Genomic DNA, 14693 nt, shown 5'->3' on the forward strand with positions numbered 1-14693 from the left:
TCAGACTCCCGGCGTGCTGTTCGCGCGGGGCTTCGACACGACCTCGGGCACCGGCGCGGGGTCGCCCTCGCTGAGGCCGAACCGCGCGTGGAACCCCCGCAGCGGACCGGGCGCGTACCAGGCCGAGCGGCCGAGCAGGCGCATCGCGGCCGGCAGCAGCACACCGCGCACGGCGACGGCGTCGATCAGGATGGCCAGCCCGGTGCCCAGGCCGAACATCTGCATGAAGCTCACCTCGGCGGTGCCGAACGCGAGGAAGCTAACCGCCAGCAGACAGGCCGCCGCGCTGACGATGCGCCCGGTGTGCCCGAGGCCGTCGACCACCGCGGACTCGTTGCCCGCGCCCTGGTCGTGGAGTTCCTTGATCCGGCTGGTGACGAAGACCTCGTAGTCCATCGAGAGGCCGAAGGCGATGCAGAACAGCAGCACCGTCATCGACATGTCCATGGGCTGCGGCGTGAAGCCGAGCACGGACGACAGGTGCCCGTCCTGGAAGATCCACGTCATCACGCCGAGCGCGGCGCCCAGGCTGACCAGGTTGAGGGCGAGCGCGCGCAGCGGCTGCACGACGCTGCCGGTGAACAGGAAGAGGAGGAAGAAGGTGGTGAGGGCGACCAGCGCCACGGCCAGCGGGAGCCGGTCGGCGATGGAGTCCTTGGAGTCGACCTGCTCGGCGGCGGTGCCGCCCACCAGCGGGTCGGCGCCCTGGGGCGGTGTGACGGCCCGCACCTGCTCGATCAGGCCCTGGGCCTCGTCCGACTTGGGGGCGAGCGTGGTCACCACGTTGATGCGCTGGGCGGCGGGCCGGCCGAGCGCGGCGTTGCCCGGGCCGCCGGACGTGGTCGAGCCCTTCGCGTAGGTCCCCGTGACGGCCTCCACGCGGACCACGTCGTCGAGGTCGGAGAGCCGGGTCGCGTACGCGTCCAGGGCAGCGCCCTCCACGGGCCCGTCGATGACGATGCGGACGGCCGCGTCGTCGTTGCCGGCGAAGTTCCGCTCCAGCGCCGTGGCGACCTGGCGACTGCCGGCGTCCTCGGGCAGTACGCGCTGGTCGGGCGTGCCGAAGCCGATGCCCAGCAGCGGGCTCGCGGCCACCAGCAGCACCGCGAGCACGGGCAGCGAGGTCAGTGCGGGCCGGCGCATGACGGTGCGCGCCAGCCGTCCCCACAGGGGCGCCCGGCTGCCGGCCCGCCCGAGCGTGGGCAGCGGCACCCGTCCGTTGTTGACCCGGTGCCCCAGCACGTTCAGCACGGCCGGCATCACGAACAGGGTGCTGACGGCGGCGATGACGACGACCGCGACCCCGGCGTAGGCGAAGGTCCGCAGGAAGTACTGCGGGAAGACCAGCAGGGCCGCGAGCGCGACGGCCACCGTCGCGGCGGAGAACGCGACGGTACGACCCGCGGTGCGCACGGTGTGCCGTACGGCGTCGTCCACGGCGAAGCCCGCCCTGAGCTGCTCCCGGAACCGGTTGACCATCAGCAGCGCGTAGTCGATGCCGAGCCCGAGCCCGAGCGCCGTCGTCAGGTTGATGGCGAAGGTGGAGACGTCCGTGATGCCGCCGAGCACGGCGAGCACGGCGAAGGTGCCGGCGACCGCGACGACGCCGATGAGCAGCGGCAGCAGGGCGGCGACGACGCTGCCGAAGACGACCAGGAGCAGCAGGAGCGTCAGGGGCACGGCGATCGCCTCGGCGAGTACGAGGTCCTTGCCCACCTGCGTCGACAGGTCGCTGCTGACGGCGGCGGCGCCGCCGGCCCGGACGGTGAGCCCGTCCTCCCGCGAGCCGGCGTGGGTGTCGACGAGCCTCTCGACCGCTTCCTGTTGTTCCTTCTCCTCGCCCTCCACGTGGAGGAGGACCATGGCCTCGCGGCCGTCCTCGGAGCGCAGGGCGGGGTTCTGGGCGTCCCAGTACGAGACGACGTTGGTCAGGCCCGGTTCCTTCTGGAGGGCGGCCACCAGGTCCCGGCCGCTGCGCTGCGCGGCGGGGGCGTCGACGCGGCCTTCCTCGGCGCGGGCCAGCAGGACCAGGTTCGTCTCCCCGCCGAACTCCTCGTCGATCACCTGCCCGGCCCGGGTGGACTCGGCGGCCGGGTCGTCGAAGCCGCCGCCTGCCAGCTTGCCGAACGCGCCGGCTCCCACGGCGCCCATCAGCACCACCAGCAGGGCGGCGACGACGAGCACCGGCTTGGACCGGCGGATCGTCAGTTCGGCTATGCGTTCAAACACGCACGATCTCCTTTGTGCTGTCCACGGTGAGGACGGTGGGGAAGTGGCGCTCCCGCCCCGGGGCCGGCTGCGCAGGGCAGGCCGCGTACGGGCCGGACTGCACCCGACACGGGTGCACGGGAGCGGACTTGGGACGGGAGGGGATCGCGCGTCCGCGCTCCTCGTCACTGCGACGACGGTAGTGAGACGACGGAAGTTTTGGCAGTGTGAGATTTTCCTGACGGGTGTCGGGCTTTCGCTGACGGCGCGGGGCGCGCCGTCGTACCGTCGTGCCATGTCCCCCGCCGACACCACCACGGCCGTGCCCACCCTGCGCCAGCGGCGCCGGGCCGTCGCCACGCAGGAGATCCTCGGCGCCGCCGAGCGCCACATCGTCGAGAACGGGCCGCACGCCCTGTCCCTGCGGGCGGTCGCCCGCGATCTCGGCATGACCGTGCAGGCGCTGTACCACTACTTCCCGAGCCGGTACGACCTCGTCACCGCGTTGATCGCCCAGGCGTACGAGGACCTGGCCGACGCGGTGCAGTCGGCCGTCGACGGCGCGCAGGAGGATCCGTCCGTGCCGCGGTTGGTGCACGCGGCCGAGGGCTACCGCCGGTGGGCCGTCGCCCATCCCGAGCGGTTCCAACTGATCTACGGGTCACCGCTGCGCGACTACGCGGCGCCGCCGGGCGGCCCCACCACCGTGGCCGTGCAGCGGATGAGCGGCATCTTCCAACGGGAGCTGTTCGCCGGTTGCTCGCCGGAGCAGTTGGCAGCCGCCGACGTGCCGGCGCCCTCGCCGGAGTTGGGCGCGCATCTGGGGCAGTTGTCGCCGAACGGGCTCGGCGCGCTGCCGCCGGCCGGGGTGCACCTGCTGTTGAGCGCCTGGGGGCACATGCACGGCCTGGTGGTGCTGGAGGTGTTCGGGCACACCACGTTCCTGGGCGGCCACCAGGCGGAGGTCTTCCGGGTGTCCATGTGCCAGCTGGTGGCGGACGTCCACCGCCGGATTCCGGCCGCGCGCTGAGCACCGGAAAGAGCACCGCCCCCTCGCCGGGCGAGGGGGCGGATCCGATCGCGAGGGGTGCCGGTCGGTCAGGGCTTGTGGGCCACCAGTCCGTAGATGCCGATGTCGGCGTCCGTGACGTCGCGGATGTCCAAGTACTTGATCTTGTCGATGTCTTCGAGGCCGTCGAGGTAGTCCGGCTCGGGCGCCTCGGCCTTCGCGCTGTCGATCGCGTGGTCCGGCCGCCAGTGGTGGACGGGGACGATGCCGGGTTCGGCGAGTTCCAGACCGTTGGCGGTGACGAACCGGCCGATCTCTTCGCGGGTGCGCCGCACGATGGCGAATCCCCGCTGCTTGAACTCCTCGGTCACGTTCGCCATGCGCTCCTGGTTGAGGTCGTCCGTGAGGTGGCTGAGGACGACGAGGCTGCCGGACGGCAGGGCGTCGACGAGTTCGGCGGTGACGGCGTGCGCCTGCTCGCCCTCGACCAGATGCAGCACGGCGGCCAGCACCAGTGCCACCGGCCGGTCGAAGTCGATGGTCCGGGCCGCTTCGGCGAGGATCGCGGCGGGCTCGCGCAGGTCCTGCTCGATGTAGTCGGTGCGGCCCTCGGGGCCGGTGGCGAGCAGGGCGCGGGCGTGCGCGAGGACGACGGGGTCGTTGTCCACGTACACCACCCGGGACTCGGGGGCGATGCGCTGCGCGATCTGGTGCACGTTCTCCTGCGTGGGCAGCCCGGTGCCGACGTCGAGGAACTGCCGGATGCCCCGCTCGGCGGTCGCGTGGACGACGGCGCGGCGCAGGAAGTCCCGGTTGTGGCGGACGGTGAGATAGGCGCGCGGGTCGACGTCGAGGGCCGCCTGCGCCGCCGCCCGGTCGGCGGGGTAGTTGTCCTTGCCTCCGAGAAACAGGTCGTAGACCCGGGCGGGGTGGGCCCTGGTCGTGTCGATCCGGCCGCTGCGACGGGTCGGTTCGGCAGGGCCGGGGGCAGGGGCTTCACCGCTCATCGGGACCGTCCTCGGTGGTCGTGGGCGCACGGGTGCGCGGGGAGATCAGCACCTGAATTAGACCATCCGACGACGCATTCCAGACACCGGGCCCGAGGCAGAGATGGCTTGCACGGAACGGTAGTTGACGGAGCGTCGATTCAGCCGTCCGGGAGGCCGGCCTGGCCCGTCCGTACGGGAGAAGGGCGCCGGGCGGGCCCCTGGGTGGGACCCGCCCGGCGCAAAAGACCTACTCCCCGTCTTCCAACTGGCCCTCCGCCTCCAGGTACGCCTGGCGCAGCGCCTCCAGCACCGCCGGGTCGGGCTTCGCCCACATCCCGCGGGACTCCGCCTCCAGCAGCCGCTCGGCGATGCCGTGCAGCGCCCACGGGTTGGCCTGTTCGAGGAACGCCCGGTTCGTGGGGTCCAGGACGTACGTCTCGGTGAGCTTGTCGTACATCCAGTCGGCGATCACGCCGGTCGTGGCGTCGTAGCCGAACAGGTAGTCCACGGTGGCGGCGAGTTCGAAGGCGCCCTTGTAGCCGTGGCGGCGCATCGCCTCGATCCACTTGGGGTTTACCACCCGGGCGCGGAAGACGCGGGACGTCTCCTCGACGAGGGTGCGGGTGCGGACCGTCTCGGGGCGGGTGGAGTCGCCGATGTACGCCTCCGGGGCGGTGCCGCGCAGCGCCCGGACCGTGGCGACCATCCCGCCGTGGTACTGGAAGTAGTCGTCGGAGTCGGCGATGTCGTGTTCGCGGGTGTCGGTGTTCTTCGCCGCCACCGCGATGCGCCGGTACGCGGTCTCCATCTCGTCGCGGGCGGGCCGGCCGTCCAGCTCCCGCCCGTAGGCGTAGCCGCCCCAGACGGTGTAGACCTCGGCGAGGTCGGCGTCGGTGCGCCAGTCGCGGGAGTCGATGAGCTGGAGGAGTCCGGCGCCGTACGTGCCGGGACGGGAGCCGAAGATGCGGGTGGTGGCGCGGCGTTCGTCGCCGTGCTCCGCCAGGTCGGCCCGGACGTGGGCGCGGACGTGGTTGGCCTCGTCCGGCTCGTCGAGGGACGCGGCCAGCCGGACGGCGTCGTCGAGCAGGCCGATGGTGTGCGGGAACGCGTCGCGGAAGAAGCCGGAGATGCGCAGCGTGACGTCGATCCGGGGGCGGCCCAGCTCCTCCTGCGGGATGGCCTCCAGGCCGGTCACCCGGCGGGACGCGTCGTCCCAGACGGGTCGGACGCCGAGCAGGGCGAGGGCTTCGGCGACGTCGTCGCCGGCGGTCCGCATCGCGCTGGTGCCCCACAGCGAGAGGCCGACGGAGGTGGGCCACGCGCCGTTGTCGGTGCGGTAGCGCTCCACGAGGGAGTCGGCGAGGGCCTGTCCGGTCTCCCACGCGAGGCGGGAGGGCACGGCCTTGGGGTCGACGGAGTAGAAGTTGCGGCCGGTCGGCAGCACGTTGACCAGGCCGCGCAGGGGCGAGCCCGAGGGGCCCGCGGGGACGAAGCCGCCGGCCAGGGCGTGCACGGCGTGGTCGAGTTCGTCCGTGGTCGCCGCGAGCCGGGGGACGACTTCGTCGGCGCCGAACTTGAGGACGGCGGCGACCTGTTCGCCGTGCTCGGTGGGCACGGCGGCCGGGTCCCAGTCTGCGTCCTCCATCGCCTGGACGAGGTCGCGGGCCTGCTGCTCCGCCTGGTCCGCGGTCGTGCGGGTGGCGGCGGACTCGTCCAGGCCGAGGGCTTCGCGCAGGCCGGGCAGGGCGGTGGCGCCGCCCCAGATCTGGCGGGCGCGCAGGATGGCGAGGACGAGGTTGACGCGGTCGGGCCCGGCTGGCGCGGTGCCGAGGACGTGCAGGCCGTCGCGGATCTGGGCGTCCTTGACCTCGCAGAGCCAGCCGTCGACGTGGAGGAGGAAGTCGTCGAAGCCGTCGTCGTCGGGGCGGTCGGCCATGCCGAGGTCGTGGTCCAGCTTGGCGGCCTGGATGAGGGTCCAGATCTGGGCGCGGATGGCCGGGAGCTTCGCCGGGTCCATCGAGGAGATCTGGGCGTACTCGTCGAGGAGCTGTTCCAGCCGGGCGATGTCGCCGTAGGAGTCGGCGCGGGCCATCGGCGGGACGAGGTGGTCGACGAGGGTGGCGTGGACGCGCCGCTTGGCCTGGGTGCCCTCGCCGGGGTCGTTGACGAGGAACGGGTAGACCAGCGGCAGGTCGCCGAGTGCGGCGTCCGGGCCGCAGGCGGCGGACAGGCCCGCGTTCTTGCCGGGCAGCCACTCCAGGTTGCCGTGCTTGCCCAGGTGGACCATGGCGTCGGCGCCGAAGCCGCCGTCGGACTGCGGTGCGGCGATCCAGCGGTAGGCGGCCAGGTAGTGGTGGGAGGGCGGCAGGTCGGGGTCGTGGTAGATCGCGATCGGGTTCTCGCCGAAGCCGCGCGGCGGTTGGATCAGCACGAGCAGGTTGCCGAAGCGCAGGGCCGCGAGGACGATGTCGCCCTCCGGGTTGGCGCTGCGGTCGACGAACATCTCGCCCGGGGCGGGGCCCCAGTGCTCCTCGACGGCCGAGCGCAGCTCCTTCGGCAGGGTGGCGAACCAGCGCCGGTAGTCCGCCGCGGGGATCCGCACCGGGTTGCGGGCGAGCTGTTCGTCGGTGAGCCAGTCCTGGTCGTGTCCGCCCGCTTCGATCAGGGCGCGGATCAGTTCGTCGCCGTCTCCCGAGGCGAGTCCGGGCACGTCCGTGTCGCCGAAGTCGTAGCCCTCGGCGCGCAGTCGGCGCAGCAGGGCGACCGCGCTGGCGGGGGTGTCGAGGCCGACCGCGTTGCCGATGCGGGAGTGCTTGGTCGGGTACGCGGACAGCACCAGCGCGAGTCGCTTGTCGGCCGCCGGGATGTGCCTGAGGCGGGCGTGGCGGACGGCGATGCCGGCGACGCGGGCGGCGCGCTCGGCGTCGGCGACGTACGCGGGCAGCCCGTCGGCGTCGATCTCCTTGAAGGAGAACGGCACGGTGATCAGTCGGCCGTCGAACTCGGGCACGGCGATCTGGCTGGCCGCGTCCAGCGGCGACACGCCCTCGTCGTTCTCCTCCCAGGCGGCGCGCGAGCCGGTGAGGCACAGGGCCTGGAGGATCGGCACGTCCAGGGCGGTCAGGGCTCCGGCGTCCCAGGACTCGTCGTCACCGCCGGCGGACGCCTCGGCGGGCTTGGTGCCGCCCGCGGCGAGGACGGTGGTGACGATGACGTCGACGGTGCGCAGCTCGTCGATCAGTTCGGGCTCGGGGGCCCGCAGCGAGGCGACGTACAGCGGGCGGGGTCGACCGCCCGCGGCTTCGACGGCGTCGCACAGCGCGTGGACGAAGGCGGTGTTCCCGCTCATGTGGTGGGCGCGGTAGTAGAGCACGGCGACGGTCGGGCCGTCCCCGGCGGGCTGCGCGGTCCGCTCCAAGGGGCCCCAGGTGGGGGCCGGTGCGGGCGCGTCGAAGCCGTGGCCGGTGAGCAGGACCGTGTCGGACAGGAAGCGGGCGAGGTGCTCCAGGTTGGCCGGCCCGCCGTGGGCGAGGTAGGCGTGGGCCTCGGCGGCGATGCCGACGGGGACCGTGGAGGCGGCCATCAGTTGGGCGTCGGGGGCCTGTTCGCCGGAGAGGACGACGACGGGACGTGTCCCGTCGGCCATCAGCAGGTCGAGCCCCTCCTGCCAGGCGCGCAGCCCGCCGAGGAGTCGTACGACGACGAGGTCGACCCCGTCGAGGAGGGCGGGCAGGTCGTCGATCGGGAGACGGGCCGGATTGGCGAAGCGATAGGGCACCGGGCCCGCGGAAGCACGGGCGCTGAGCAGGTCGGTGTCGGACGTCGACAGGAGCAGGATCATGCGGCGTCGGCCTTCCTCGGGGTGTCCGCGCCCCGGGCGTGTCAGACGGCGGGAGTTCCTGGCTCACCCGACCCTTGCGGGACGGGTTCACAGTGGCGGGACCGCGCCGGAGTCGCACCGGCTTCCTCCCCAGTCGCCGTCGTGGCGATGGCGGACCGGGTGGTCCGCCGGGGATCATAGTAAGGGCCGGGCGACGAGGGCGGGACGTACTGCCGGTATGACGATCGGTATGCTCGCCGCCATGGCTTCCTCACCTTCATCGCCCCAGGCCATGACGGCTGCGCGGGAACGTGGCGACGCCTGCCCCGGGACCTTGCGGCTGCACGCGGCGGACGACGGCGCGCTGGCCCGGGTCCGCGTGCCCGGCGGCGTGGTGACCGCGGCGCAGGCCGAGGCGCTGGCGGCTGCGGCCCGGCGCCTGGGGGACGGTGATCTCCACCTCACGTCGCGCGGGAACGTTCAACTGCGGGGGTTGCGGGAGAGTTGCGGCGCCGAGTTGGCGGAGGTGCTGGGCGCGGCCGGGCTGCTGCCCGCCCCCGGGCACGAGCGGGTGCGCAACGTCGTCGCGTCGCCGCTGTCAGGCCTCGACGGGCGAGGTCTGCGTGACGTACGACCTTGGCTGGTGGCCCTGGACCGGTCCCTGTGCGCGAGCGGGGAGGCCCGGGAGTTGTCGGGACGGTTCCTGTTCGCCCTCGACGACGGTCGCGGCGACGTGGCCGGACTGGGCGCCGACGTGACGGTACGGGCGACGGCGGGCGGCGGTGCCGTTCTGTGCCTCGGGTCGACCGGTGCGGTGCTGCGGGTGTCCGGTGACGAGGCGCCGCGGGCCGCGGTCCTGGCCGCGGAGGTGTTCCTCGCGACCGTACGGGCGAGCGGGACCCTGGTGTGGCGGGTGGACGAACTCTCCGTGAGCGCCGACGCGTTGGCGAGCGAGGTGCGCCGCCGCCTCTCCGAGAGCGGCATCGACGTGGACGGGGCGGCGCAGCGGGAGCCGGTGGACACTACGGGTCCCGCGCCGGGTTCCTCCGGCGACGCCCTGTCCGTGCACGTTCCGCTGGGTCGCCTCTCCGCCGCGCAGTGGGGGGAGTTGGTCGGCGTCGCCGCCGCGTCCCCTTCGAGCGGGGAGCTGCGGCTGACCCCGTGGCGGGGCGTCGTGGTGCCCGTGCCGGACCTCGACGCTCCGCGGGCGGCCACGGCACTGGACCGGCTGGAGGCCGTCGGCCTCGTCGTCGACCCCGCCTCCCCCTGGCTGCGCGTCGGCGCCTGCGTCGGCCGGCCCGGGTGCGCCAAGTCCCGTACGGACGTGCGGGCGGACGCGACGCGGGCCCTGGTGGCCGTCGGCCGGGCGCCCCTGCCCGTGTACTGGTCCGGGTGCGAGCGGCGCTGCGGGCGCCCCCGCGGCGATCTGATCGACGCGGTCGCGGCGCCGGACGGCGGATACCGGCTGACCGCCGCGGTGCGGGGCCGGGATCCCCGTACCGCCCCCTTGGACGACCCCTCCCACTTCGCCACCGCCCTGGCGGCGATCGCCCCATGAGCCGCACCACGACCGAAAGCAGCGAGAAGACCACCGTGACCAGCTACGACTACGAGAAGGACGGCGCCGCGATCTACCGCCAGTCCTTCGCCACCATCCGCGCGGAGGCGGACCTGGCGGGCCTGCCCGCCGACGTCAGCCAGGTCGCGGTGCGGATGATCCACGCCTGCGGGATGGTCGACCTGGTGCGCGACGTCGCGTACACGCCCGCCGTGGTGGCCCGCGCCCGCGAGGCGCTGCGCGCCGGGGCGCCGATCCTCTGCGACGTCCAGATGGTGGCGAGCGGTGTGACCCGCAAGCGGCTGCCCGCCGACAACGACGTGCTGTGCACGCTGTCGGACCCGACCGTCCCCGCGTTGGCGGCCCGGCTCGGCACGACGCGCAGCGCCGCCGCGATGGAGCTGTGGCGGGACCGGCTGGAGGGTGCGGTGGTCGCCGTCGGCAACGCGCCCACGGCGCTGTTCCGGTTGCTGGAGATGATCGAGGAGGGTGCACCCCGGCCGGCCGCGGTCATCGGCGTGCCGGTCGGCTTCATCGGCGCCGCCGAGTCCAAGGACGCCCTGGCCGCGCACCCGTCGGGCCTGGAGCACCTGGTGGTGCGGGGCCGTCGGGGCGGCAGCGCCATCGCCGCCGCCGCGCTCAACGCGATCGCGAGCGAAGAAGAGTGAACGAGAGCGGACACAGAAGCGTGAACGGCAAGCTGTACGGCGTCGGCCTCGGTCCCGGTGACCCGTCGTTGATGACCCTGCGCGCGGTGGAGGCGATCGCCGAGGCGGACGTGGTCGCGTACCACAGCGCCCGGCACGGGCGGTCCATCGCCCGTTCGATCGCGGCGAAGCACCTGCGCGCCGACCACGTCGAGGAGCCGTTGGTCTACCCGGTCACGACGGAGACCACGGACCACCCCGGCGGCTACCGGGGCGCGATGGAGGAGTTCTACGCCGAGGCCGCGGCGCGGCTCGCGGTGCACCTCGACGCCGGCCGCACGGTCGCGGTCCTCGCGGAGGGCGACCCGCTCTTCTACGGGTCGTACATGCACATGCACAAGCGGCTGGCCGACCGGTACGAGACCGAGGTGATCCCCGGCGTCACGTCCGTGTCCGCCGCCGCGGCCCGCCTCGGCACCCCGCTCGCGGAGGGCGAGGAGGTGCTGACGATCCTGCCGGGCACGCTGCCCGAGGAGGAGCTGACGGCCCGGCTCGCCTCGACCGACTCGGCGGTGGTGATGAAGCTGGGGCGCACCTTCCCCACAGTGCGCCGTGCGTTGGAGGGCGCGGGCCGGCTGGCCGACGCCCGGTACGTGGAGCGGGCGACCATGGAGGGGCAGCGCCTCGCGGCCCTCGCCGACGTGGACCCGGACTCGGTGCCGTACTTCTCCGTCGCCGTGCTGCCGAGCCGGGTCGACATCGAGCGTCCGTCGGGGCAACAGGACGGCGCGCGCGGCGAGGTCGTCGTGGTGGGCACCGGCCCCGCCGGGCCGCTGTGGCTGACGCCCGAGACGCGGGGCGCCCTGGCCGCTGCGGACGACCTCGTCGGCTACACGACCTATCTGGACCGGGTGCCGCCCCGCCCTGGTCAGCGGCGCCACGGCTCCGACAACCGGGTGGAGGCGGAGCGCGCCGAGTTCGCGCTGCAACTGGCGCTGCGCGGGCGGCGGGTCGCGGTGGTCTCCGGGGGCGACCCGGGGATCTTCGCGATGGCCACGGCCGTGTTGGAGGCGGCGTCGGAGGAGGCGTACGCACACGTCCCGGTGCGCGTGCTGCCGGGGGTGACGGCGGCCCATGCCGCCGCCGCCCGCGCGGGTGCCCCGCTGGGCCACGACTACGCGACGATCTCCCTCTCGGACCGGCTCAAGCCGTGGGAGGTGATCGCCGAGCGGCTGCGCGCGGCGGCCTCGGCGGATCTGGTGCTGGCCCTGTACAACCCCGGTTCGCGCAGCCGGACCTGGCAGGTCGGCAAGGCCCGCGACCTGCTGCTGGAGCATCGTGCGCCGGACACCCCGGTGGTGGTCGCGCGGGACGTCGGCGGCAGCGGCGAGCGGGTGCGCATCGTGCGGCTGGCCGAACTCGACCCGGCGGAGGTCGACATGCGCACGGTGCTGCTGGTGGGCTCGTCGCAGACGCGGTCCGTACGGCGCGGGGACGGCGAGGAGATCGTCTGGACTCCCCGGCGCTATCCGGAGGCGTGAGGAGTCACCGACGCCCACCGGGCGTCAGTGACCGTGGACCCAGGCGGCGGCTTCTTCGGGCCCGGTGACGGCGGGCACGCCTTCGGGCGTCGGGGGCCTGCGCACCAGGACGACGGGCAGCCCCGCTTCCCGGGCGGCCACCAGCTTCGGCGCGGTGGCCGCTCCCCCGCTGTCCTTCGTGACGACGGCGTCGATCCGGTGGCGGCGCAGCAGTGCGCGTTCCCCGTCGAGGGCGAACGGCCCGCGGTCGAGCAGGACTTCCATCCGGGGCGGGTGCGGCGCCTGCGGCGGGTCCACGGACCGTACGAGGAACCACAGGTCGACGAGGTCGGCGAAGGCCGCGAGCCCCGTGCGGCCGGTGGTGAGGAAGACGCGTGCGCCGAGCCCGGGCAGCAGGTCGGCCGCCTCGTCCAGGGAGCCGGCCTCGTGCCAGCGGTCGCCCGCGGTCGGCTGCCAGCCGGGTCGGCGCAGTGCGAGCAGGGGCACCCCCGCGACGGCGGCGGACTCGGCGGCGTGGAAGCTCATGGCACGGGCGAAGGGGTGGGTGGCGTCGACGACGGCGTCCACCCGGTGCTCCACGAGCCATGCGGTCAGCCCGTCGACGCCGCCGAAGCCGCCGACCCGCACCTGTCCGGGCGGCAACCGCGGCGAGGCCACCCGCCCGGCCAGGGACGTGGTGACCCGCAGGTCGGGCCGTGCGTCGGCGGCGAGGAGTTCGGCGAGGCCACGGGCCTCCGTCGTACCGCCGAGGATCAGTACGTGCACGGCCGTCCCGTCCGTCGTGGTGTGCGGCTCGCGGGCCGTCGGTTCAGCACGCGTGCCGTTCGCGCTCGGGCGAGTACAGGTGGCTGTCGCGGAAGTGCTCCGCCCCCAGGGTCCGCCCGACCATGATCACGGCGGTGCGCACCACCCCTGCCTCCTTGACCTTCCCGGCGATCTCGTCGAGCGTGCCGCGGATGACCAGCTCGTTGGGGCGGGAGGCGTACGCGACGACGGCGGCTGGGCAGTCGGCGCCGTAGTGCGGCAGCAGTTCGTCGACCACGCGGTCCACGTACCGGGCGGCCAGGTGCACCACGATCAGCGCCCTGCTGCGGCCGAGGGTCGCCAGGTCCTCGCCTTCGGGCATGGCGGTGGCCTGCTGGGCGATGCGGGTGAGGATCACGGTCTGGCCGACGGTCGGCACGGTCAGCTCGCGCTTGAGGGCGGCGGCAGCGGCGGCGAAGGCGGGCACGCCGGGGACGACCTCGTACGGCACCCCGGCGGCGTCGAGGCGTCGCATCTGCTCGGCGACCGCGCCGAAGACGGACGGGTCCCCCGAGTGCAGCCGGGCCACGTCGTGCCCCTCCTCGTGGGCGCGCACCAGCTCGGCCGTGATCGCGTCCAGGTCGAGCTGCGAGGTGTCCACGAGCCGTGCGTCCGGCGGGCACTCGGCGAGCAGTTCCTGCGGCACCAGGCTGCCCGCGTACAGACAGACCCGGCAGGAGGCGAGCGTACGGGCGCCGCGCACCGTGATCAGGTCGGCGGCGCCGGGACCTGCGCCGATGAAGTACACCGTCATCTGTCTGCTCCTGAGGAAGGGGTCACGGTCTTGACTACGGCCCACTGGGTCACGGGCATCGCCTGGCGCCAGCCGGTGAAGCCGCCGACGGGCACGGCGTGCGCCACCGCGAGGCGCACCAGTTCACCGCCGTGGCGGCGGTGGGCGTCGGCGAGGACCGCCTCCGACTCCAGCGTCACGGTGTTGGCGACGAGCCGGCCGCCGTCGGGCAGCGCCTGCCAGCAGGCATCGAGGAGGCCGGGGGCAGTGAGTCCGCCGCCGATGAACACCGCGTGCGGGGCGGGCAGTTCGGCCAGGGCGGCGGGGGCTGCGCCGGTGACGACGCGCAGCCCCGGCACCCCCAGGCGCTCGGCGTTGCGGGCGATGCGTTCGGCGCGGACGGGGTCGCGTTCCACGCTGACGGCGCGGCACGTCGGGTGGGTCCGCATCCACTCCACCGCGATCGAGCCGGATCCGCCGCCGACGTCCCACAGGAGTTCGCCGGCCGCGGGCGCGAGCACGGCGAGCGCGGCGGCCCGCACATGGCGCTTGGTGAGTTGCCCGTCGTGTTCGTACGCCGCGTCCGGCAGTCCCGGTACGGCGCCGAGGCGCAGGGCGTCGGGGGCGCGGCGGCACTCGACGGCGACGACGTTGAGGGGGTCGCCGGGCGGCTGCGACCAGTGGTCGGCGGGGGTTTCGTCGCCGATCCGCTCGTTCGGCCCGCCGAGTTGTTCGAGCACCCGCACCGGGCTGGGGCCGAAGCCGCGGTCCCGCAGCAGTGCGGCCACGTCGGCGGGGGTGGTGGCGCCGGCGCTGAGGACGAGGACGCGGCGGCCGTCGTGCAGGGCGGCGGCGAGGCGGGCCGCGGGCCGGCCGACGAGCGTGACGACCTCCACGTCCTCCAGGGGCCAGCCGAGTCGGGCGCAGGCGTGGGAGACGGAGGAGGGGTGCGGCAGGACGTGCACGGCGTCGGCCCCGAGGATCTCGGTGAGGGTGCGCCCGATGCCGTAGAACATCGGGTCGCCGCTGGCCAGGACGGCGATGCGGCGTCCGGCGTGGGCGGCGATGAGCCCGGGGACCGCGGGGCGCAGCGGCGAGGGCCAGGCGATGCGCTCCCCCGGGCACTTCGGCGGCAGCAGGTCGAGCTGGCGGGGGCCGCCGATGAGGACCTGCGCGTCGAGGAGCGCGGTGCGCGAGCTGTCGGGCAGGCCCTGCCAGCCGTCGGCGCCGATCCCTACGACGGTCACGGCGGCGGGCGCGGTGCGGCGTTCGACGCTCACGGTTCGGTACCTCGGGGTTCGGGGAGCGGGTGTGTCGGGGCGACGGAGATGCACTCTACGGGGCGGTGGCCTGCGGGTCCGTGGTCGGGTGGGCCGGTTCCGGC

Annotated in this window: 10 protein-coding genes and 1 riboswitch; of the genes, 4 read left to right on the forward strand and 6 right to left on the reverse strand. The window is 74.2% G+C overall.

All coding sequences use genetic code 11. From position 1 onward, the window contains the following. Positions 1-2229 carry an MMPL family transporter gene (locus tag AB0E05_RS16375; RefSeq protein WP_361963759.1) on the reverse strand — a complete coding sequence of 743 codons (2229 nt, stop codon included), beginning with the start codon at positions 2227-2229 and terminating at the stop codon, positions 1-3. Between the two features lie 274 nt (positions 2230-2503). Here AB0E05_RS16375 and AB0E05_RS16380 point away from each other — a divergent pair, with 274 nt between their 5' ends. Continuing rightward, positions 2504-3238 carry a TetR/AcrR family transcriptional regulator gene (locus AB0E05_RS16380; RefSeq protein WP_361963761.1) on the forward strand — a complete coding sequence of 245 codons (735 nt, stop codon included), beginning with the start codon at positions 2504-2506 and terminating at the stop codon, positions 3236-3238. A 68-nt stretch (positions 3239-3306) separates the two neighbouring features. On the opposite strand, the gene AB0E05_RS16385 is transcribed toward AB0E05_RS16380, so the two are convergent. Both AB0E05_RS16385 and cobN read right to left on the reverse strand, forming a co-directional pair. Continuing rightward, positions 3307-4224 (reverse strand): SAM-dependent methyltransferase, encoded by a 918-nt coding sequence (locus AB0E05_RS16385; RefSeq protein WP_361963763.1) that lies wholly within the window; start codon positions 4222-4224, stop codon positions 3307-3309. Between the two features lie 229 nt (positions 4225-4453). Continuing rightward, positions 4454-8047 (reverse strand): cobaltochelatase subunit CobN, encoded by a 3594-nt coding sequence (gene cobN / locus AB0E05_RS16390; RefSeq protein ID WP_361963765.1) that lies wholly within the window; start codon positions 8045-8047, stop codon positions 4454-4456. Between the two features lie 46 nt (positions 8048-8093). Continuing rightward, positions 8094-8205: riboswitch (cobalamin riboswitch) on the reverse strand. 71 nt (positions 8206-8276) lie between these two features. On the opposite strand from cobN, the gene cobG reads away from it, so the two are divergent. Genes cobG through AB0E05_RS16405 form a run of 3 tightly spaced genes read left to right on the forward strand, consistent with a single transcriptional unit; the run spans position 8277 to position 11772 of the window. Continuing rightward, a complete protein-coding gene (gene cobG, locus AB0E05_RS16395; protein WP_361963880.1) occupies positions 8277-9584 on the forward strand; it encodes a precorrin-3B synthase in 1308 nt (435 codons plus the stop codon). After that, a complete protein-coding gene (locus tag AB0E05_RS16400; protein WP_361963767.1) occupies positions 9581-10252 on the forward strand; it encodes a precorrin-8X methylmutase in 672 nt (223 codons plus the stop codon). The genes cobG and AB0E05_RS16400 overlap by 4 nt, the downstream gene beginning before the upstream one ends. A gap of 20 nt (positions 10253-10272) precedes the next feature. Then, positions 10273-11772 (forward strand): precorrin-2 C(20)-methyltransferase, encoded by a 1500-nt coding sequence (locus AB0E05_RS16405; RefSeq protein ID WP_361963769.1) that lies wholly within the window; start codon positions 10273-10275, stop codon positions 11770-11772. Positions 11773-11796: 24 nt separating this feature from the next. On the opposite strand, the gene AB0E05_RS16410 is transcribed toward AB0E05_RS16405, so the two are convergent. The 3 genes from AB0E05_RS16410 to cbiE are packed head-to-tail and all read right to left on the reverse strand — an operon-like array spanning position 11797 to position 14589. Next, a complete protein-coding gene (locus tag AB0E05_RS16410) occupies positions 11797-12537 on the reverse strand; it encodes a cobalt-precorrin-6A reductase (protein ID WP_361963771.1) in 741 nt (246 codons plus the stop codon). A gap of 43 nt (positions 12538-12580) precedes the next feature. After that, positions 12581-13330, reverse strand: coding sequence for a precorrin-4 C(11)-methyltransferase (cobM, locus tag AB0E05_RS16415; protein WP_361963773.1), 750 nt, complete (start codon positions 13328-13330; stop codon positions 12581-12583). Then, entirely contained in the window at positions 13327-14589 is a 1263-nt protein-coding gene (gene cbiE, locus AB0E05_RS16420; protein WP_361963775.1) for a precorrin-6y C5,15-methyltransferase (decarboxylating) subunit CbiE, read from the reverse strand. The genes cobM and cbiE overlap by 4 nt, the downstream gene beginning before the upstream one ends. Between the last annotated feature and the right edge of the window lie 104 nt (positions 14590-14693).

The sequence above is a fragment of the Streptomyces sp. NPDC048057 genome, assembly GCF_040653095.1.
GTDB lineage: Bacteria > Actinomycetota > Actinomycetes > Streptomycetales > Streptomycetaceae > Streptomyces.

Excerpts from the sequence above, each read along its gene's own strand:
- AB0E05_RS16380 (WP_361963761.1), top strand. The coding sequence starts at position 2,504 with ATGTCCCCCGCCGACACCACCACGGCCGTGCCCACCCTGCGCCAGCGG.
- AB0E05_RS16385 (WP_361963763.1), bottom strand. The coding sequence starts at position 4,224 with ATGAGCGGTGAAGCCCCTGCCCCCGGCCCTGCCGAACCGACCCGTCGC.
- cobN (WP_361963765.1), bottom strand. The coding sequence starts at position 8,047 with ATGATCCTGCTCCTGTCGACGTCCGACACCGACCTGCTCAGCGCCCGT.
- cobG (WP_361963880.1), top strand. The coding sequence starts at position 8,277 with ATGCTCGCCGCCATGGCTTCCTCACCTTCATCGCCCCAGGCCATGACG.
- AB0E05_RS16400 (WP_361963767.1), top strand. The coding sequence starts at position 9,581 with ATGAGCCGCACCACGACCGAAAGCAGCGAGAAGACCACCGTGACCAGC.
- cobM (WP_361963773.1), bottom strand. The coding sequence starts at position 13,330 with ATGACGGTGTACTTCATCGGCGCAGGTCCCGGCGCCGCCGACCTGATC.